This window comes from Streptomyces sp. NPDC007991 (assembly GCF_042958445.1).
Lineage (GTDB): Bacteria > Actinomycetota > Actinomycetes > Streptomycetales > Streptomycetaceae > Streptomyces.
Genome location: NZ_JBIBJD010000006.1, coordinates 29737 through 48700, shown reverse-complemented (window position 1 = coordinate 48700; position 18964 = coordinate 29737). Strand labels below are relative to the sequence as shown.

Below are 18964 nucleotides of genomic sequence, written 5' to 3'. Positions count from 1 at the left end.
TGCCCCAGCGCGCCACGAACGGAGACGTACACCAATGGACACGGCCGCCACCGGACTGACCTTCCGCGATGCCACGGACGCCGACGTGGACGAGCTGGTCGTGCTCATCGAGTCGGCGTACCGGGGCGATGCGAGCCGGGTCGGGTGGACCACCGAGGCGGACATCCTCCAGGGGCAGCGGACCGACCCGGAGGGGGTGCTGGCCGTCATCAAGTCGCCCGACAGCCGGCTGCTGACCGTGGAGCGGGAGGGGCGGATCGTCGCCTGCTGCCAGCTGGAGCACCGGGGTGACCACGCCTACTTCGGGATGTTCGCGGTGAGCCCCTCGTTCCAGGGCGCGGGACTCGGCAAGGTGATCATCGCTCAGGCGGAGCGGCTGGCCCGTGAGACGTGGGGTGCGACGGAGATGCACATGACGGTGATCTCCGTACGCGAGGACCTCATCGCCTGGTACGAGCGGCGCGGCTACCGCCGTACGGGACGGATGACCCCGTTCCCGTACGGCGACGAGCGCTTCGGCATCCCGCAGCGCGACGACCTGCAGTTCGAGCTGCTCGTCAAGGAGATCGCCTAGCGGCTACGCGGTGAAGCGGCCCGTGCGCTTGATGTCCGGGTGGTCGGTGGTCGCGCCGTCCAGACCGAAGGCGCGGACGAGACGCAGATGGTCCTGCGTGTTCACCACCCAGCCGATGATCCTCAGGTCGGCCTTGCGGGCACGCTCCACGATCTCCAGGGTGAGCCGGCGGATGTTCAGGCAGACGGTCTCGGCACCGGCCGCGACGGCGCGGTCCACGATGTCGGTGGTGTAGCGGCTGGCGATCAGCGCGGTGCGCACGCCCGGCACCAGTGGCTTGATCTCGGCGATCGCCTCGTCGTGGAACGAGGACACCTCCACCCGGCCGGCCAGCCCGCGCCGGTTCATCACCTCGGCCAGCGCCCGAGCCGCCTGCACGTCCTTGATCTCCGCCTGGAGCGGCGCCTGAACGGCCTCCAGGACCTCCTCGAAGACCGGCACCCGCTCGCCCCGGCCCGCGTCCAGGGCACGCAGCTCGGAGAGGGTCTTCTCGGCGATCGGGCCGCTGCCGTCGGTCGTGCGGTCCACGTCCGTGTCGTGCATGACGACGAGCGCGCCGTCCTTGCTCAGGTGCAGATCGAGTTCGATGGCGTCGAGGCCGGCCTCCTGCGCGGCGACGAAGGACCGGAGGGTGTTCTCGGGTTCCACACCCATGACTCCGCGGTGACCGATGGTGAGGAAGTTCAAGACGGGACTCTCTTCCGTCGACAGGCGGCACTGGGGGCCTGACGGCCCCCCTGACCGTATCGCCTGCGCCCGCCCTGCGCAGAGGGCGAGGGCATGGTCGGCGTGCGTGCGGGCAGAAGGGTGACCGACGGGAAAAAGTGCGGTGAAGGGCCGGGTGAGGCAGGATATTTTCCCGAGGTGACCCTTGCTGGGAGGAACCTCGTGTGTATACGGTCGATGTACGCGAGATTCTCCCGTGGAAGGTGTGACATGACGGAAATTCTTGTGCAGGTGGGTTCGGAGGAGCGGGTTCCTCCCGTGGTGCCGGTGGTGGACCACCCGGCATGGCCCGTGCTCAAGGATGCCGTGGAGCGGATCCGGCCATGGCAGTCCAAGGACGGGTCGATCGACTTCGACGCCGAGGGCGCGCCCGACCCGGCCGACGCCGAGCTCGCCGTCCGCCAGGTCACGGACGCGGTCCTGGAGCTCTCCCCGCTGCTCCCGCACGACCGCGCCTACCACGAGGCCCTGGCCAAGGACCTGACCCGGTGGGCCGACGGCGGCTTCCAGGTGCCCGACTTCCTCGACTCGCTGCTGGCCTTCCAGCCCGCCGCGAACCGCGCGGACGGCCTCCAGCACCTGGTCGTCTTCCCGATGTACACACAGAACGGCAACCCGGACCGCAACCTCGAAGCGGTCGTGCTGCGCATGGTCTGGCCGGACTGGCTGGCCGAACTGGAGCGCACCCGCTACGACAACCCGCTGTTCTGCGGCATCAAGTTCGAGGACTTCACGGCGGGCTACGACACCAACTCCGCCGTGCTCTTCCCCGAGACCATCGCCGTGCGCGAGGCCCCCGAGCGGTTCAGCTGGGGCGGCATCTTCTGCGACCGCGAGGCCGCCCGCTTCCGCCGCGTCACCGACGCCGCCGTCGAGATCCTCGGCCTGGAGCTGCCCGAGGACGTCGCCGCGATGGTCCACGACCAGAAGCGCTGCGAGGAGGCCTTCGTCCTGTGGGACATGGTCCACGACCGCACCCACAGCCACGGCGACCTGCCGTTCGACCCGTTCATGATCAAGCAGCGCCAGCCGTTCTGGATGTACGGCCTGGAGGAGCTGCGCTGCGACCTCACCGCCTTCAGGGAGGCCGTGAAGCTGGCGAAGGACGGCGTGCCCCAGGCCCGTGACGTGCAGGTCGCGGTCCTCTTCGACCGGATGTTCCGCTTCCCGGTCACCGGCGAGCGCGTGCGCAACTACGACGGCCTCGGCGGCCAGCTCCTCTTCGCCTACCTGCACAAGCACGACGTCGTCCGCTGGCGGGACAACAGGCTCTCCATCGACTGGGAGCGCGCCCCGCAGGTCACCAACGAGCTGTGCGCCGAGATCGAGCAGCTGTACCGCGACGGCATCGACCGCCCCAAGCTCGTCCACTGGTTCGCCGGGTACGAGCTCGTCTCCACCTACCTCGCGCCGCACCCGGGCTCGAAGTGGGCCAAGGGCCCCGACGCGCTGGACGTGACGCAGCCGCCGCGCAAACTCGTCGATGACGTGCTTCCGGACGAGTTTCCGCTGAGCATGTTCTATGAGGCACTGTCCAAGAAGCTGAAGAACGTGATCGCCTCCACCAAGGGCATCACGGCGGACGGCGCCGAGCGGATCGCCGCATGAGCGATCGGCGAAGCGAGAACACGGCTCAGGAGGCGAAGACCATGGCGGGGAACGGGGCGCTCAGCGGCGCGGTGATCGCGGTGGCCGGAGCGGGAGGACCCGCGGGGCGGGCCGCACTGCTCAGGCTGGCCGAGGCGGGCGCGACCGTCATCGGCTCGGACAACGACCCGGAGCGGCTGGCGGAGGCGGTGGACGCGGCGAGCTACGCGACCGGCGGCGCCACCGTCACCGGTGACACGGTCGACCTGCTCGACCTGCGGGCCACCCACGACTGGGCCACCCGCATCGAGAAGGACTACGGCCACGTCGACGGCCTGGTCCATCTCGTCGGCGGCTGGCGCGGCAGCGAGACCTTCACCCGGACCAGCCTCGACGACTGGGACTTCCTGGAGATGCTGCTCGTGCGGACCGTGCAGCACACCTCCCTCGCCTTCCACGAGGCGCTCCAGCGCAGCGACCGCGGCCGGTACGTGCTGATCAGCGCGGCCGGTGCCAGCAAGCCCACCGCGGGCAACGCCGCGTACGCCGCCGGCAAGGCGGCGGCCGAGGCCTGGACGCTGGCCATGGCCGACTACTTCCGCAAGGCCGGGGGCCCCGAGGGTCCGACCTCGGCGGCTACGATCCTGGTCGTGAAGGCACTGGTGCACGACGCCATGCGCGCCGACCGCCCCAACGCGAAGTTCGCGGGATTCACCGACGTCAAGGACCTGGCCGAGGCCATCACCGGCGTCTGGGAGAAGTCCGCCGCCGAAGTGAACGGAACCCGTCTGTGGCTCACCGAGAAGCCGTGAACCCGCCGAAGACCGACGCCCGTCGCCATCACGACCCCGAGGTCCGCGGTTTCGCCAGCGACAACTACGCCGGCGCCCACCCGGAGGTGCTCGCCGCACTGGCCCTGGCCAACGGCGGGCACCAGGTCTCCTACGGCGAGGACGCGTACACCGAGAACCTGCAGAGCGTCGTCCGCAGCCACTTCGGGGCCACGGCCGAGGCGTTCCCGGTCTTCAACGGCACCGGCGCCAACGTCGTCGCCCTCCAGGCGGTCACCGACCGCTGGGGCGCGGTGATCTGCGCCGAGAGCGCCCACATCAACGTCGACGAGTGCGGGGCGCCCGAGCGGGTCGGCGGCCTGAAACTGCTCACCGTCCCCACGCCCGACGGCAAGCTCACCCCCGAGCTGATCGACCGGCAGGCCTACGGCTGGGACGACGAGCACCGCGCGATGCCCCAGGTCGTCTCCATCGCCCAGGCCACCGAGCTGGGCACCGTCTACACGCCGGACGAGATACGCGCCATCTGCGAGCACGCCCACGCGCACGGCATGAAGGTGCACCTGGACGGCTCCCGGCTGGCCAACGCCGCCGCCACCCTGGACGTCCCGATGCGGACGCTCACCAACGCCGCCGGCGTCGACCTCTTCTCCCTGGGCGGCACGAAGAACGGCGCCCTGTTCGGCGAGGCGGTCGTGGTCCTCAACCAGGACGCCGTCAGCCACATGAAGCACCTGCGCAAGCTGTCCATGCAGCTCGCCTCCAAGATGCGCTTCGTGTCGGTGCAGCTGGAGGCCCTGCTCGCCCGGGACCTGTGGCTGCGCAACGCCCGCCACTCCAATGAGATGGCCCAGCGCCTCGCCGAGGGCGTACGCGCCGTGCACGGCGTGGAGATCCTCTACCCGGTGCAGGCGAACGCGGTGTTCGCACGCCTGCCGCACGACGTGACCGAGCGCCTCCAGAAGCGGTTCCGCTTCTACTTCTGGGACGAGGCCGCGGGCGATGTCCGCTGGATGTGCGCCTTCGACACGACCGAGGAGGACGTGGACACGTTCGTGTCGGCGCTGAAGGAGGAGATGGCCCGAGCGGGTTCGGGCCGAACTCCCTGACGCTCAGCCCGGAGTCAGTGCGCCTCGGCGGCCCGCACCTGCTCCGGCGTCGGGGCCGTGCCGCCGAGGTGGGCCGGCATCCACCAGGTGTCGTCCGGGCCCTTCGGGCGTACGGGGTAGGCGCGCTGGGCGGCCTCCAGGAGTTCCTGGACGCGCTCGCGCAGCTGACGGGTGATCGCCCCCGCGTACTTGTCGCGGGAGGCCTCGATGGCCTCGCCGACCCGGATCGTGATGGGGATGTGGCTGCGCTTGAAGTTGCGGGGGTGGCCCTTGGTCCACAGCCGCTGCGTGCCCCACACCGCCATCGGGATCAGCGGGACGCCGGCCTCCTGGGCCATGCGCGCGGCGCCCGACTTGAAGCTCTTCAGCGTGAACGACTGCGAGATGGTCGCCTCCGGGAAGACCCCGACGATCTCGCCCGACCGCAGTGAGTCCAGGGCGTGCGCGTAGGCCGCCTCGCCCTGCTCGCGGTCCACGGGGATGTGCTTCATCCCGCGCATCAGCGGACCCGAGATCTTGTGGCGGAAGACGGACTCCTTCGCCATGAAACGCACGAGACGCTTCTGCGGCAGTGCCGCGAGGCCGTTGAAGACGAAGTCCAGGTAGCTGATGTGATTGCTCACCAGCACGGCGCCGCCCGAGCGCGGGATGTTCTCCGAACCCTGGCAGTCGATCTTGAGGTCCCACGCCTTGAACAGCGTGCGGGCGAAACCGACGACGGGACGGTAGACGAGCTCTGCCATGGGCGGGCCGGACCCTTCCTGCTCTGCCTGGGAAGGGATTCCCAGTGGAAGTTACGCAGCCGTAGGTTTACGGCTTGCCGCAGATCGTGCCCGAAGAACGGCCGGGTAGCCAGTCCCCGTGCCCGCGCGGGAGGAGATTCTCGTCACGTAGCCGCCGGATCCCACCTCGTGCTTTTACGTCCCCATTACTCCGCGCGGACCGTCACCCGCCGCATGAGCAGGTACATCTCGCACCCCAGGCAGTACCCGAACGCGGCGTTCAGGAAGGCGGCCGCGAGCGCGGCGCCGGTCGCCGCGAGACCCAGCCAGCCGGGGCCCAGGGTGTAGCCGACGAGCCCGAGTCCGGCGAAGGCCAGCCCCACCGCCTGGGCGAAACGCGGCGGTTCGGGCGCCTCGAACGCGGTCGGCGGCCCGAGCCGCGGCCGTACGGCCTTGCCGTACAGCAGGCCGTAGGGCGACCGGGTCACGCCGCCGGCCGCGCCCAGCAGGAACGCCAGCGTCTGCCAGGCCAGCAGCCACACGCTCCCCGTGACCAGTGCGACCGCCAGGACGACGGTCGTCACGGCCGCGCCGAAACGCGGCCCTCGTGCATCGATGTCCATGGGAACCCAGCATTCCGCACTACGGGCCGCTGGGATGGGCGGGAATCTTTGCGGTCTCGTGAACGCTTGCAGCAGGTGATGACCGGACTGGTGGTGTGCGTACTGGTGCTCGCGGCGGCGAGCGCCTTCGGAGTGCTGCAACGGCGGCGGAGCGGGAGAGTGCGAGTGCGCGGGCGGGACGACGGCAAGCTGCTGGACGCGGCCGAGCTGGGCGCGGACCTGGGGGAGCGGGCCACACTCGTGCAGTTCTCCAGCGCCTTCTGCGCGCCCTGCCGGGCGACCCGGCGGGTCCTCGGCGAGGTCGCCGGCATGGTCCCGGGTGTGACCCACGTCGAGATCGACGCCGAGGCCCATCTCGACCTCGTACGACGGCTGGACATCCTCAAGACCCCGACCGTGCTGGTCCTCGACGCCGGCGGCCGGGTGGTGCGGCGGGCCACCGGCCAGCCGCGCAAGGCCGATGTGATCGCAGCACTGGGGGAGGCGGTGTGAGGGACACGACCCGGTCGGTGAGTCATCTCCCACATCCGGTCCCGCATCCGGGAACGAACTTGACTGCGCCAACCATTTATCGTCAGCCTGACCCCATGCCTGCGGACCTTCTCGCCACGCCCGACCTCCTGCGCTCGGTCTTCCGGCGGCACGCGGCAGGGGTAGCCGTGATCACCGCCCGTGGCGACGCCGGCCCGGTGGGCTTCACCGCCACCTCCCTGGCCTCCGTCTCGGCCGAGCCGCCCCTGCTGTCCTTCGGGGTCGGCACCGGCTCCTCCAGCTGGCCCGCGATCGCGGCGGCCGGCCATGTCGGCGTCCACATCCTCGGCGAGCACCAGCAGGAACTGGCGGCCACCTTCGCCCGCAGCGGCGCCGATCGCTTCGCGCCGCCCACCGCCTGGCGGGACGGGCCCGAGGGGGTCCCCGTGCTCGACGGTGTCCCGGCCTGGCTGGTGGGCCGGGTCGCCGCGCGCGTGCCCGCCGGAGACCACCGGATCGTGATCGCGGAGGTGGTGCACGGCGACCACACGGGCACCGGCCGGCCGCTCCTCTACCACCAGGGACGTTTCAACCGCCTGCGCGACTGATCCGCGTGTCCCCGGTGCTGCGGGACCGTCGAGTTCCGGTTACGCTGCGTTGCGAAGGTCACAGTTCAAAGCGCTTGCTTAGCGGGAACGAACTGGATGTACTGGTGAGTAATATTTCGCTCGGAGCGTGGGTCGCCCCGACCGGGATCGGCCGCTTGAGGCGCCTATGCTGCCTGCAAGTAGGCAGCATGGAAATGACGATGCAGTAGGAGAGCCGGCGTGAGCTTGAGGATCGTTGTCACTGTGAAGTACGTGCCCGACGCCACTGGCGACCGGCACTTCGCCGATGACCTGACCGTCGACCGGGACGACGTGGACGGTCTGCTCTCCGAGCTCGACGAGTACGCGGTCGAGCAGGCGCTGCAGATCTCCGAGAACGCGGGCGATGACGTGGAGATCACCGTCCTGACGGTGGGCCCCGAGGACGCCAAGGACGCCCTGCGCAAGGCGCTGTCCATGGGCGCCGACAAGGCGATCCACGTCGAGGACGACGACATCCACGGCACCGACGCCATCGGCACCTCCCTGGTCCTGGCCAAGGCGATCGAGAAGGCCGGCTACGACCTGGTGATCTCCGGCATGGCCTCCACCGACGGCACCATGGGCGTCGTGCCCGCGCTGCTCGCGGAGCGTCTGGGCGTGCCGCAGGTGACCCTGCTGTCCGAGGTGTCGGTCGAGGACGGCACGGTCAAGGGCCGCCGCGACGGCGACGCCGCCTCCGAGAGCCTGGAGGCGTCCCTGCCGGCGGTCGTGTCGGTCACCGACCAGTCGGGCGAGGCGCGTTACCCGTCCTTCAAGGGCATCATGGCGGCCAAGAAGAAGCCGGTTCAGTCCTGGGACCTGTCCGACCTCGACATCGAGGCGGAGGAGGTCGGCCTGGCGGGCGCCTACACCACGGTCGACAACGCGGCCGAGCGTCCGGCCCGTACCGCGGGCACGATCGTCAAGGACGAGGGCGAGGGCGGCAAGCAGCTCGCCGAGTTCCTCGCGGGCCAGAAGTTCATCTGAGCCCCGCATTCGCTGACCGCCCCTCATCTTCCGCAAGCAGGAGAGAAGAAGTCCCATGGCTGAAGTTCTCGTCTACGTCGACCACGTGGACGGTGCCGTCCGCAAGCCCACCCTGGAGCTGCTGACGCTGGCCCGCCGCCTCGGCGAGCCGGTCGCCGTCGCGCTCGGCAACGGCGCCGGTGAAACCGCCGCCACGCTCGCCGAGCACGGCGCGGTCAAGGTGCTCACGCACGAGGCGTCCGAGTACGCCGACTACCTGGTCGTACCGAAGGTCGACGCCCTCCAGGCCGCGCACGAGGCCGTGTCCCCGGCGGCCGTGCTGGTCCCGTCCTCCGCCGAGGGCAAGGAGATCGCCGCCCGGCTGGCGCTGCGTCTGGGCTCGGGCATCATCACCGACGCCGTCGACCTGGAGGCCGGCGAGGAGGGCCCGGTGGCCACGCAGTCGGTGTTCGCCGCGTCCTTCACCACCAAGTCCCGCGTCTCCAAGGGCACCCCGGTCATCACGGTCAAGCCCAACAGCGCGGCCGTCGAGGCCTCCCCGGCCGCCGGTGCGGTCGAGGCGCTGTCGGTGACCTTCTCGGAGAAGGCGACCGGTACGAAGGTCACCGGCCGGACGCCGCGTGAGTCGACGGGCCGTCCGGAGCTGACCGAGGCCGCGATCGTGGTCTCCGGTGGCCGTGGCGTCAACGGCGCGGAGAACTTCGCGATCATCGAGGCCCTCGCCGACTCGCTCGGCGCGGCAGTGGGTGCCTCGCGTGCCGCGGTCGACGCGGGCTGGTACCCGCACACCAACCAGGTCGGCCAGACCGGCAAGTCGGTCTCGCCGCAGCTGTACATCGCCTCCGGTATCTCCGGTGCGATCCAGCACCGCGCCGGTATGCAGACCTCGAAGACGATCGTGGCGATCAACAAGGACGCCGAGGCCCCGATCTTCGACCTCGTCGACTACGGCGTCGTCGGCGACCTCTTCGACGTCGTCCCGCAGCTGACCGAGGAGGTCAAGACCCGCAAGGGCTGATCGACTCCCGGCGGCAGCAGGCCCCCGTGACCGCGCGAACGGTCACGGGGGCCGCTTCTCATCCCAGGGTCATCGAGGCCTGCACCGGCAGATGGTCGCTCGGATACGTCCCGTCCACGCTGAAGGTGTTCATCCCGGCCCAGTGCGTGGTCACCCCGGGCGTGGTGAGGATCCAGTCGATGCGCCGCCCGCCGGGCCTGGGTCCCCGGTAGCCGTGATGCGTCCCGTACGCCGGCCCCCTCGTGGCCGCGGCGTCCCAGGCGTCCACCAGTCCGATGTCCAGCATGAGGTCGTACACCCGGTTGTCGTGGGCGCCCGCGTTGAAGTCGCCGGTGACGATGACCGGTAACGACCGGTCCCACCCGGCGATCGTCTCGCCGATGAGCCTCGCCGAGCGTTCCCGGGCGTACTGGCTGACGCTGTCCAGGTGGGTGTTGAGGACGTAGAACTCCCGTCCCCTGGCGGCGAGGTCGGCGAATCGGACCCAGGTCACCATGCGCAGCCAGTCCGCGCCCCAGGTGTTCGAGGCGATCGTGTAGGGGGTGTCGGACAGCCAGAAGTGATCGAACTCGATCGGATCGAGTCTGCGCGTGTCGTAGAAGATCGCCATGAACTCGTCCTTGCTGCCGCCCCCGCGTCCGGTGCCGATCCAGTCGTAGTGCTCGCCGAGGTCCTTCTCGATCGCGCGCACTTGCCGGTAGAGCCCTTCCTGGGTGCCGATGACGTGCGGTCGCTCGCGCCGCAGCAGTTCTCGCATCACCGGTCGGCGCACGGCCCAGCGCGGTGTCTCGTCGACGACGGTCGCGAAGCGCACGTTGAACGTCATCACGTTCAGGGCGCCCGCGTGCTCGTCGGCGGAAGCTTGGTGTGTGGAGCCCGCGGTGGTGAGCAACGGTCCCGCGATGGCGGCGGCCGCCGCCGCCTTGAGCCCGTGGCGGCGCGTCACTCCGACCTCGTTCGGCACGTGATCTCCCTCCCCTTGCACGTCAGGATGAAGCTTGCCTTCTGAATACGGAAGAAGAGGGTGGGTCTGCAGCGACCAAGGGTGAAGGATGGGGAACCCGCTTCAGGACGGTGTTGACCAGGCCGAAGGTGGGCCGATAGCTTCGCTCTACGGATTGTTGATTCCGTACAGCGGAAAGTAGGAGGGTCTCGGAATGGGTCAGGGGCAACAGGAGAAGGTGGCGACGAGCCTCGCGGGCGCCGTCAGCGAGGAGATCAGCGCCTCCCTCGCCCCGGTCGACGCCGAACTGGAGCGCCGCTACCCCGGAGATCCCGGCACCCGCCAGCCCGTCCACACCGTCTACGTCCCCGGCGACGTCTTCGCCGCCGACACCATCCGCTCCTGGGGCGACCGCGCCCTGGCCGCACTCGACCGACACGCCCCCGACGCCGAGTCCTTCGCCGCAGTCCTCGGTCTCTCGGACGAACTCGCCGAACCCGTCCACGCGCGCGTGCGCGCCAAACTGGAGCGCGAGCCGATCGAGGACCTGCGCGTCGACTTCGAGGACGGCTACGGCAACCGCCCCGACGCCGAGGAGGACGAGGCCGCCGCCCGCGCCGCCCGGCTGATCGCCGAGGCCTACGAGGACGGCACCGCCGCCCCCTGCATGGGCATCCGCATGAAGTGCATGGAGGCGCCCGTACGGGCCCGGGGCATCCGCACGCTCGACATCTTCCTCACCGGCCTGATGCAGGCCGGCGGCCTGCCCGGCGGGCTGGTCCTCACCCTGCCGAAGGTGACCTACGCCGAGCAGGTCACCGCCATGGCGCGGCTGCTGGACGCCTTCGAGGAGACGCACGGCCTGGAGCCCGGCCGGATCGGCTTCGAGATACAGATCGAGACCAGCCAGTCCATCCTCGCCGCCGACGGCACCGCCACGGTCGCCCGTATGATCCAGGCCGCCGAGGGCCGCGCCACCGGCCTGCACTACGGCACCTTCGACTACAGCGCCTGCCTCGGCGTCTCCGCCGCCCACCAGGCCAGTGACCACCCCGCCGCCGACCACGCCAAGGCCGTCATGCAGGTCGCCGCGGCCGGCACCGGCGTCCGCCTCTCGGACGGCTCCACCAACGTCCTGCCGGTCGGCCCGACCGAGAAGGTGCACGCCGCCTGGCGCCTGCACTACGGCCTCACCCGCCGCGCCCTGGCCCGCGCCTACTACCAGGGCTGGGACATGCACCCCGGTCACATCCCCACCCGCTACGCGGCCGTCTTCGCCTTCTACCGCGAGGGCTTCGAGCAGGCCGCCGCCCGCCTCGCCCGCTACGCCAACCGCACCGGCGGCGACGTCATGGACGAACCCGCCACGGCCAAGGCCCTCAGCGGCTACCTGCTGCGCGGCCTGGACTGCGGCGCCCTCGACATCGGGGAGGTCGCCCGGCTGACCGGCCTGACCCGCGCCGACCTGGAGAGCTTCGCGAGGCCCCGGCGAGGCGACCTGACGGCGTCCGCCTGACCACTCGACCCGTGGTCACGAGAACGGGGCAGCGGTGTCAACGGGGGGTCGACGGCCGCCCCCTCATCGTCATGGAGCCGGTCGACGGGCCGTCCCTGGACGACGTACTGCGCGAGCGCGGCCCACTTGACCCCGGTGAGGCGACGTCTACATCAAGGCGGCGGCAACGACGGGCCCGTCCCCGGGCTCCGGGTCTGCTGAGCGCGCAGTGACTCCGCCGCGTACCGCTCCAGCCCGGAGGCCGTCACCAGCTTCTCCTCGACGAACAGCCGCGTGCCCCGCTCGCACAGCCGCCGGTCGGAGCGGGCCCGTGCGCAGAACTCCTCGGGCACCACGCCGAACAGCTCCCTCAAGCGCGGCAGGCCGACGAGCAGCTCGGTGAGCAGCACACGCTGGCCCGGGTGGGTGCGCGGCACGCCGGTGCCGTCGTGCAGGACGCCGTGCCGGTTGACGTACGCGTACGCGCCGGGCAGCCGGGTGCCGTCCGCGAGGTCGATGCGCACGTCGGGCGAGGGCAGCCAGGCACGGTCGTAGTTGCCGGCCGGCAGCGGCACGCCCTCGCTCGCGTCGATCACGGCGAGCTGCTCGGCGTCGAGCCAGATGACGAACAACTCCCGCATGGTGTCCGGGGCGCTGACCGGCGAGGCCGACACGTACCCCATGCGGCTCACGTGAGCCGAGACACCGGCGTCGACGCCCGTCACCCGGGCCTTCGCCATCGGGATCGGCGACCTGATACCGGACTCCTCCATCTTGTGCCGCAGTTGCCCGGGGCAGGCGTTGGAGCCGATGGCGAGCACCGGCGTGCGGTCCTCGTGCACCAGCCGGTCCAGCGGCAGGAAGCGGTCCCCGTCGAGGAGCCCGGAGTCCGCGGGCCACGCGCCCGGGTAGAGCAGGGGGTGCGCGCGCGGGGCCTCGGCCAGCCCGAGTGCTCGCAGCGTGCGATCGGCCAGGTGCTCCATAGGCTCCGTATGTTCCGTCTGCTCTGAATGTTCAGTGTGTTCAGTATGTCTGCTATGGCCCATGGGAGGGGCCATGGCCGCTCAGTCCGCCGGGGGCAGCTCGCCCGAGCCGCGGGTGATCAACCGGGTCGGCAGCTCGATGCGCTCGGGAGCGACGAGGGTGCCGTCCAGCTGCCGGAAGAGGCGTTCCGCTGCGGTCCGGCCGATGGCCGCCGCGTCCTGGGCGACGACGGTGACGCCCGGCTGGAGCAGGTCGGCCAGCTCGATGTCGTCGAAGCCGACCAGGGCGACGCGGCGGGACTGCTCGGCCAGCACCCGGATCACGGTGACCGTCACCCGGTTGTTCGCCGCGAAGACCGCGGTCACCGGGTCCCGGCCGGACAGCATCTCCTCGGCCGCCCGGCGCACCCGCTCGGGGTCGGTGGCGCCGAGGGACATCCAGGAGTCCGCCACCGGTATGCCCGCGTCCTCCATCGCGGCCCGGTAGCCGCGCAGCCGCTCGGCGGCGGTGTGGATGCGCGGCATGTCGCCGATGAAGCCGATGCGTCGGTGCCCGTGCGCGATGAGGTGGGCGACGCCGTCCCGCGCACCGCCGAAGTTGTCCGACAGCACCACGTCGGCGTCGATGTGCCCGGCCGGCCGGTCCACGAACACCGTGGCGACACCCGCCTTGAGCTCCGGCTCCAGATACCGGTGGTCGTCACCGGCCGGGATCACCACCAGCCCGTCCACGCGCCGCGCGCACAGGGCCAGCACCAGTTCCTGCTCGCGGTCCGGGTCCTCCGCGCTGGAGCCGTTGATCAGCAGGGCGCCGTGCGCGCGGGCCACCTCCTCGACCGACCGGCTCAGCGGCCCGTAGAACGGGTCCGCGAGGTCCTCCAGGACCAGGCCGATGCTCGCGGTCCGGCCCTTGCGCAGGACCCGCGCGCTGTCGTTGCGGCGGAAACCGAGCGCGTCGATCGCCTCCTGGACGCGCCGCTCCGTCTCCGGGGTCACGCCCGGCTCCCCGTTCACGACGCGGGAGACCGTCTTCAGTCCGACCCCGGCACGGGCCGCGACGTCCTTCATGGTCGGCCGGGTGCCGTAGCGCGCTGCGGATCGGAGGTTGGTCTGGGGCACGGTGCGGTGTCCTGTCCTGTCGTCCACGGGGGTGCGTCGGTCCTGGGTTTGTATGAGGATGTGGCGTCGAGCATAGAGCCTGGACAACGTTGTCAGGCTCGGGGGAGACTGTCCACCACCATGTCCGGACCGTGCTCCGCTGCTGGCCGGCCAGTCGTTTCACGTAGACGGGGAGTTCCGACACTCATGCACACCGACCTCGTGGCCGCGCTCGACATCGGCGGCACCAAGATCGCCGGCGCTCTGGTGGACGGCCAGGGACGGATCCTGGGCCGCGCCCAGCGGCCGACGCCCGCCCGGGAGGACGGCGACACCGTGATGCGGGCCGTGCAGCAGGTGCTCGGCGAACTCACCGGGACGCCGCTGTGGACGCGGGTCGCGGCCGTGGGGATCGGCAGCGCCGGCCCGGTCGACCGGTCGGCGGGCACGGTGAGCCCGGTGAACGTGCCCGGCTGGCGCGACTACCCGCTCGTCGCCCGCGTGCGGGCCGCGGCCGGGGACCTGCCCGTCGAGCTGATCGGCGACGGTGTGGCGATCACGGCGGCCGAACACTGGCAGGGCGCTGCCCGCGGCCATGACAACGCGCTGTGCATGGTCGTCTCCACGGGCGTCGGCGGCGGCCTGGTGCTCGGCGGCCGGCTGCACGCCGGGCCCACGGGCAACGCCGGCCACATCGGCCACATCAGCGTGGACCTCGACGGCGATCTGTGCCCGTGCGGCTCGCACGGCTGCGTGGAGCGCATCGCGAGCGGCCCCAACATCGCCCGGCGCGCCCTGGAGAACGGCTGGCGGCCCGGCCCCGACGGCGACCCGTCCGCCGCCGCGGTGGCCGCCGCGGCCCGGGCCGGCGACCCGGTCGCCGTCGCCTCCTTCGAGCGGGCGGCCCAGGCCCTGGCCGCCGGGATCGCCGCGACCGCGACCCTCGTGGAGATCGACATCGCCGTGATCGGCGGGGGAGTGGGCAAGGCGGGCGACGTCCTGTTCGCCCCCCTGCGCAAGGCCCTGAGCGCCTACGCGACGCTGTCCTTCGTCCGGCACCTGACCGTGGCCCCGGCCCAGATGGGCACCGACGCCGGTCTGGTGGGCGCGGCGGCGGCGGCGTTGTCCAGGCGGACGGACGCGGCCGCGGCGGGGGTCTGAGACAGAGCAGGAACGTTCAGGCGGGGTATCTCCGAAGCGCCGGCAGGTGATCCGGAGGGAACCGCTCCGGTGCGGGCGTCATCTGGCCCGGCATGGGCATCGGGATGTTCTTCTTCGGGCTCGCGTTCATGGGCGGCTGGGCGGCGGCGGCCGTCGCGCTGGTGTACGCCGCCGTCACACTCGTCCGGGTCTGGCCGGAGGACTGGATGCGGCGCGACGGACACCCCGTGGCGCGGCTGCTGGTGCCGGCGCCCGCCTACCTGCGCTTCGATGTGGCGCTCGCCGTGACGGCGTTTCTGGCCGACCTGTGGCTCGTGTCGATGGCGCTCGTGTTCGGGGCGGACGGCGTCTTCACAGAGGACTGGATGGGCTATCCCGGCATGATGGATCCCACCGGGCAGGGATACCAGGCCGGGGTGGTGAGCGCGTTGCGCTCGACGGCGTGGTGGACCTTCGGGCTCGCGGTCCTCGGGCGGTGCTGGATCACGGCCGGTGTGCAGGTGGGCGTCCTGCCGCTCGCCGCCTGGTGGATCGGAACGTTCGACACGTACTACACCACATGACGGGCTGGGCTGCACCCGGGGGCGTCGGTCCGGGATACCGGGCTTTCCTGCGGAAAGCGACCGAATGTCCGTGCGATGTGGCACGATCACGCATGTGAGCAGCAGACCCGCCCCGGCGCAGCGCCTGCGCGACCTCGCCCTCCTGCGCCGGGTCAAGGACCGGATCGACCGGGAGTACGCACGGCCGCTGGACGTCGAGGCGCTGGCCCGGGGCGTGCACATGTCGGCCGGGCACCTCAGCCGTGAGTTCAAGCGCGCCTACGGCGAGTCGCCGTACAGCTATCTCATGACGCGCCGCATCGAGCGCGCCATGGCGCTGCTGCGCCGCGGGGACCTCAGCGTGACCGAGGTGTGTTTCGAGGTCGGCTGCTCGTCGCTGGGCACCTTCAGCACCCGTTTCACCGAACTGGTCGGCATGCCGCCCAGTGCCTACCGGCGCCAGGCGGTCCTCGCCACCGCGGGCATTCCGTCGTGCGTGGCGAAACAGGTGACCAGACCGGTCAGGAATCGAGAAGCGCCCGCCCCGGGCCGAAACTAGCGTGATGGCCATGGACCTCACCATTCACGCCAGCTTCCTTCCGCACGACGACCCGGACGCCGCCCTGGCGTTCTACCGCGACACCCTCGGCTTCGAAGTCCGTAACGACGTCGGATACCAGGGCATGCGCTGGATCACGGTCGGCCCCGTCGGCCAGCCCGGCACGAACATCGTGCTGCATCCGCCGGCCGCCGACCCCGGCGTCACCGAGGACGAGCGCAAGACCATCGCCGAGATGATGGCCAAGGGCACCTACGGCAGCATCGTGCTGGCCACCCGCGATGTCGACGCCGTATTCGAACAGGTGCAGGCGAGCGACGCCGAGGTGGTCCAGGAGCCCGTGGACCAGCCGTACGGCGTTCGCGACTGCGCCTTCCGCGACCCCGCGGGCAACATGGTCCGCATCCAGCAGCTCAATCCGTGATGGCCCGGTAGCAGCCGGCCCACGGATCCGCACCCCACCCGCAACACCCCCGCGCCCGTGCCTCAGGGCCGGCGCGGGGACCCAGATCGTCCCACCGCGGCAGCCCCGCCCGACAGATGGAGACCGATGAGCATGGCCACGAGGACGGACAGACAGTCGTCCGGACCGCACGTCGCCGACAGCCACGATGTGATCCGTGTGCACGGCGCGCGCGAGAACAACCTCAAGGACGTCAGCATCGAGATCCCCAAGCGCCGGCTGACGGTGTTCACCGGCGTGTCCGGCTCGGGCAAGAGCTCGCTGGTGTTCGACACCATCGCCGCGGAGTCGCAGCGGCTGATCAACGAGACCTACAGCGCCTTCCTCCAGGGCTTCATGCCCAACCGGGCCCGGCCCGAGGTCGACGTGCTCGACGGGCTGACGACCGCGATCGCCGTGGACCAGCAGCGGATGGGCGGCGACCCCCGCTCCACGGTCGGCACCGCCACCGACGCCAACGCGATGCTGCGCATCCTCTTCAGCCGGCTCGGCACACCGCACATCGGCCCGCCCAGCGCCTACTCCTTCAACACCGCCTCGGTCCGGGCGAGCGGCGCGATCACGGTCGAGCGCGGCGCCAAGACCAAGGCCCAGAAGGCGACCTTCGAGCGCACCGGCGGCATGTGCAACCGCTGCGAGGGCCGCGGCAAGGTCTCCGACATCGACCTCACCCAGCTCTACGACGACTCCAAGTCGCTGTCCGGGGGCGCGTTCACCATCCCCGGCTGGAAGTCGGACAGCCAGTGGACCGTGCAGCTCTACGCCCAGTCGGGCTTCGTCGACCCGGACAAGCCCATCCGCGAGTACACGAAGAAGGAGCTGCACGCCTTCCTTTACGGGGAACCGGTCAAGATCAAGGTCAACGGCGTCAACCTCACCTACGAGGGACTGATTCCCAAGATCCAGAAGTCGTTCCTGTCCAAGGACAAGGAGGCGATGCAGCCGCACATCCGGGCGTTCGTGGAGCGGGCGGTCACCTTCACCGTCTGTCCTGAGTGCGACGGCACCCGGCTGAGCGAGGGCGCGAGATCCTCGAAGATCGACGGCATCAGCATCGCCGACGCCTGCGCCATGGAGATCAGGGACCTGGCCGAGTGGGTCCGGGGGCTCTCGGAGCCGTCCGTGGCGCCGCTGCTCACCGCGTTGCAGGGGACGCTCGACTCGTTCGTGGAGATCGGCCTGGGCTATCTCGCGCTCGACCGGCCGGCGGGCACGCTGTCCGGCGGCGAGGCACAGCGCGTGAAGATGATCCGCCACCTCGGCTCCTCGCTCACGGACGTCACCTACGTCTTCGACGAGCCGACCATCGGCCTGCACCCGCATGACATCCAGCGGATGAACGGCCTGCTGCTGCGGCTGCGGGACAAGGGCAACACGGTGCTCGTCGTGGAGCACAAGCCGGAGACGATCGCGATCGCCGACCACGTCGTCGATCTCGGCCCCGGCGCCGGCACGGCGGGCGGCACCGTCTGCTTCGAGGGCACGGTCGAGGGGCTGCGGGCCGCGGACACCGTCACCGGCCGTCATCTCGACGACCGGGCCACCCTCAAGGAGACGGTCCGCAAGGCCACCGGCGCGCTGGAGATCCGGGGCGCGACCGCGAACAACCTCCAAAGCGTCGACGTCGACATCCCGCTCGGAGTGCTCACCGTCGTCACCGGTGTCGCCGGCTCCGGCAAGAGCTCCCTGCTGCACGGGTCGGTATCCGCCGACGCGGGCGTCGTCTCGGTGGACCAGAGCCCGATCAAGGGATCGCGGCGCAGCAACCCCGCGACCTACACCGGCCTGCTCGACCCGATCCGCAAGGCGTTCGCCAAGGCCAACGGGGTGAAGCCGGCCCTGTTCAGCGCCAACTCCGAGGGTGCCTGCCCCACCTGCAACGGCGCCGGTGTCATCTACCTCGACCTCGGCATGATGGCCGGTGTCGACACCCCCTGCGAGGACTGCGGGGGCAAGCGGTTCGAGGCCTCCGTGCTGGAGTACCACCTCGGCGGCCGGGATATCAGCGAGGTGCTGGCGATGTCGGTGACCGAGGCGGAGGAGTTCTTCGGCGCGGGCGAGGCGCACACCCCGGCCGCGCGCCGGATCCTTCAGCGGCTCGCCGACGTCGGGCTCGGCTACCTCACCCTCGGACAGCCGCTCACCACGCTCTCCGGCGGTGAGCGGCAGCGCCTCAAGCTGGCCACACACATGGCGGACAAGGGCGGCGTCTACGTCCTGGACGAGCCGACGACGGGCCTCCACCTCGCGGACGTGGAGCAGCTGCTCGGCCTGCTCGACCGGCTCGTCGAGGACGGCAAGTCGGTCGTCGTCATCGAGCACCACCAGGCGGTCATGGCGCACGCCGACTGGATCATCGACCTCGGCCCCGGCGCCGGCCACGACGGCGGCCGGATCGTCTTCGAGGGCACCCCGGCCGACCTCGTCGCGGCCCGCTCCACCCTGACCGGGGAGCACCTGGCGGCGTACGTGGGCGCCTGACG

The 18964-nt window shown here is 70.9% G+C and carries 20 protein-coding genes; 14 read left to right on the top strand and 6 right to left on the bottom strand.

Going from position 1 to position 18964, the window contains the following annotated elements:
- Positions 1-34: 34 nt before the first annotated feature.
- Entirely contained in the window at positions 35-574 is a 540-nt protein-coding gene (locus ACFZDA_RS17935) for a GNAT family N-acetyltransferase (RefSeq protein WP_391081900.1), read from the top strand.
- Positions 575-577: 3 nt separating this feature from the next.
- On the opposite strand, the gene ACFZDA_RS17930 is transcribed toward ACFZDA_RS17935, so the two are convergent.
- The gene (locus ACFZDA_RS17930; protein ID WP_391081897.1) at positions 578-1261 is read right to left on the bottom strand and encodes a glycerophosphodiester phosphodiesterase family protein; all 684 of its coding nucleotides are present in this window, start codon (positions 1259-1261) and stop codon (positions 578-580) included.
- 249 nt (positions 1262-1510) lie between these two features.
- Here ACFZDA_RS17930 and ACFZDA_RS17925 point away from each other — a divergent pair, with 249 nt between their 5' ends.
- Genes ACFZDA_RS17925 through ACFZDA_RS17915 form a run of 3 tightly spaced genes read left to right on the top strand, consistent with a single transcriptional unit; the run spans position 1511 to position 4787 of the window.
- On the top strand, positions 1511-2908 hold the full coding sequence (locus tag ACFZDA_RS17925) for a DUF6421 family protein (RefSeq protein WP_391081895.1): 1398 nt from the start codon (positions 1511-1513) through the stop codon (positions 2906-2908).
- The gene (locus ACFZDA_RS17920; RefSeq protein ID WP_391081892.1) at positions 2905-3699 is read left to right on the top strand and encodes an SDR family NAD(P)-dependent oxidoreductase; all 795 of its coding nucleotides are present in this window, start codon (positions 2905-2907) and stop codon (positions 3697-3699) included. The genes ACFZDA_RS17925 and ACFZDA_RS17920 overlap by 4 nt, the downstream gene beginning before the upstream one ends.
- Positions 3696-4787 (top strand): beta-eliminating lyase-related protein, encoded by a 1092-nt coding sequence (locus ACFZDA_RS17915; RefSeq protein ID WP_391081890.1) that lies wholly within the window; start codon positions 3696-3698, stop codon positions 4785-4787. Before ACFZDA_RS17920 ends, ACFZDA_RS17915 begins: the two co-directional genes overlap by 4 nt.
- A 14-nt stretch (positions 4788-4801) precedes the next feature.
- On the opposite strand, the gene ACFZDA_RS17910 is transcribed toward ACFZDA_RS17915, so the two are convergent.
- Both ACFZDA_RS17910 and ACFZDA_RS17905 read right to left on the bottom strand, forming a co-directional pair.
- Positions 4802-5530, bottom strand: coding sequence for a 1-acyl-sn-glycerol-3-phosphate acyltransferase (locus ACFZDA_RS17910; RefSeq protein WP_391081887.1), 729 nt, complete (start codon positions 5528-5530; stop codon positions 4802-4804).
- Between the two features lie 185 nt (positions 5531-5715).
- The gene (locus ACFZDA_RS17905; RefSeq protein WP_391081884.1) at positions 5716-6132 is read right to left on the bottom strand and encodes a DUF4395 family protein; all 417 of its coding nucleotides are present in this window, start codon (positions 6130-6132) and stop codon (positions 5716-5718) included.
- A 78-nt stretch (positions 6133-6210) separates the two neighbouring features.
- Here ACFZDA_RS17905 and ACFZDA_RS17900 point away from each other — a divergent pair, with 78 nt between their 5' ends.
- The 4 genes from ACFZDA_RS17900 (at position 6211) to ACFZDA_RS17885 (ending at position 9237) form a co-directional block, all read left to right on the top strand.
- Complete coding sequence (locus tag ACFZDA_RS17900; protein WP_391083223.1) at positions 6211-6624, top strand: thioredoxin domain-containing protein; 414 nt, start codon at positions 6211-6213, stop codon at positions 6622-6624.
- Between the two features lie 95 nt (positions 6625-6719).
- A complete protein-coding gene (locus ACFZDA_RS17895; protein ID WP_391081881.1) occupies positions 6720-7211 on the top strand; it encodes a flavin reductase in 492 nt (163 codons plus the stop codon).
- Between the two features lie 219 nt (positions 7212-7430).
- Positions 7431-8219, top strand: a complete 789-nt coding sequence (locus ACFZDA_RS17890; protein ID WP_391081878.1) for an electron transfer flavoprotein subunit beta/FixA family protein — start codon at positions 7431-7433, stop codon at positions 8217-8219.
- 55 nt (positions 8220-8274) lie between these two features.
- Positions 8275-9237, top strand: a complete 963-nt coding sequence (locus ACFZDA_RS17885; protein WP_391081876.1) for an FAD-binding protein — start codon at positions 8275-8277, stop codon at positions 9235-9237.
- A 58-nt stretch (positions 9238-9295) separates the two neighbouring features.
- Here the strand turns inward: ACFZDA_RS17885 and ACFZDA_RS17880 are convergent, their stop codons facing one another.
- Positions 9296-10201, bottom strand: coding sequence for an endonuclease/exonuclease/phosphatase family protein (locus tag ACFZDA_RS17880; RefSeq protein ID WP_391081873.1), 906 nt, complete (start codon positions 10199-10201; stop codon positions 9296-9298).
- A 193-nt stretch (positions 10202-10394) separates the two neighbouring features.
- Between ACFZDA_RS17880 and ACFZDA_RS17875 the strand changes: the two genes are divergently transcribed.
- Positions 10395-11696: a DUF6986 family protein gene (locus ACFZDA_RS17875; protein WP_391081871.1), complete on the top strand. Its 1302-nt coding sequence runs from the start codon at positions 10395-10397 to the stop codon at positions 11694-11696.
- A 152-nt stretch (positions 11697-11848) separates the two neighbouring features.
- Here the strand turns inward: ACFZDA_RS17875 and ACFZDA_RS17870 are convergent, their stop codons facing one another.
- A complete protein-coding gene (locus ACFZDA_RS17870) occupies positions 11849-12658 on the bottom strand; it encodes a hypothetical protein (protein WP_391081869.1) in 810 nt (269 codons plus the stop codon).
- A gap of 81 nt (positions 12659-12739) precedes the next feature.
- Complete coding sequence (locus ACFZDA_RS17865) at positions 12740-13804, bottom strand: substrate-binding domain-containing protein (RefSeq protein WP_391081866.1); 1065 nt, start codon at positions 13802-13804, stop codon at positions 12740-12742.
- Positions 13805-13963: 159 nt separating this feature from the next.
- Here ACFZDA_RS17865 and ACFZDA_RS17860 point away from each other — a divergent pair, with 159 nt between their 5' ends.
- The 5 genes from ACFZDA_RS17860 (at position 13964) to ACFZDA_RS17840 (ending at position 18962) form a co-directional block, all read left to right on the top strand.
- Entirely contained in the window at positions 13964-14917 is a 954-nt protein-coding gene (locus tag ACFZDA_RS17860) for an ROK family protein (protein WP_391081863.1), read from the top strand.
- A gap of 92 nt (positions 14918-15009) precedes the next feature.
- On the top strand, positions 15010-15480 hold the full coding sequence (locus ACFZDA_RS17855; RefSeq protein ID WP_391081861.1) for a hypothetical protein: 471 nt from the start codon (positions 15010-15012) through the stop codon (positions 15478-15480).
- A gap of 64 nt (positions 15481-15544) precedes the next feature.
- On the top strand, positions 15545-16018 hold the full coding sequence (locus tag ACFZDA_RS17850; protein WP_391081858.1) for a helix-turn-helix domain-containing protein: 474 nt from the start codon (positions 15545-15547) through the stop codon (positions 16016-16018).
- A 10-nt stretch (positions 16019-16028) separates the two neighbouring features.
- Positions 16029-16442, top strand: coding sequence for a VOC family protein (locus ACFZDA_RS17845; protein ID WP_391081855.1), 414 nt, complete (start codon positions 16029-16031; stop codon positions 16440-16442).
- Positions 16443-16568: 126 nt separating this feature from the next.
- Positions 16569-18962 carry an ATP-binding cassette domain-containing protein gene (locus ACFZDA_RS17840; protein ID WP_391081852.1) on the top strand — a complete coding sequence of 798 codons (2394 nt, stop codon included), beginning with the start codon at positions 16569-16571 and terminating at the stop codon, positions 18960-18962.
- Positions 18963-18964 lie beyond the last annotated feature (2 nt).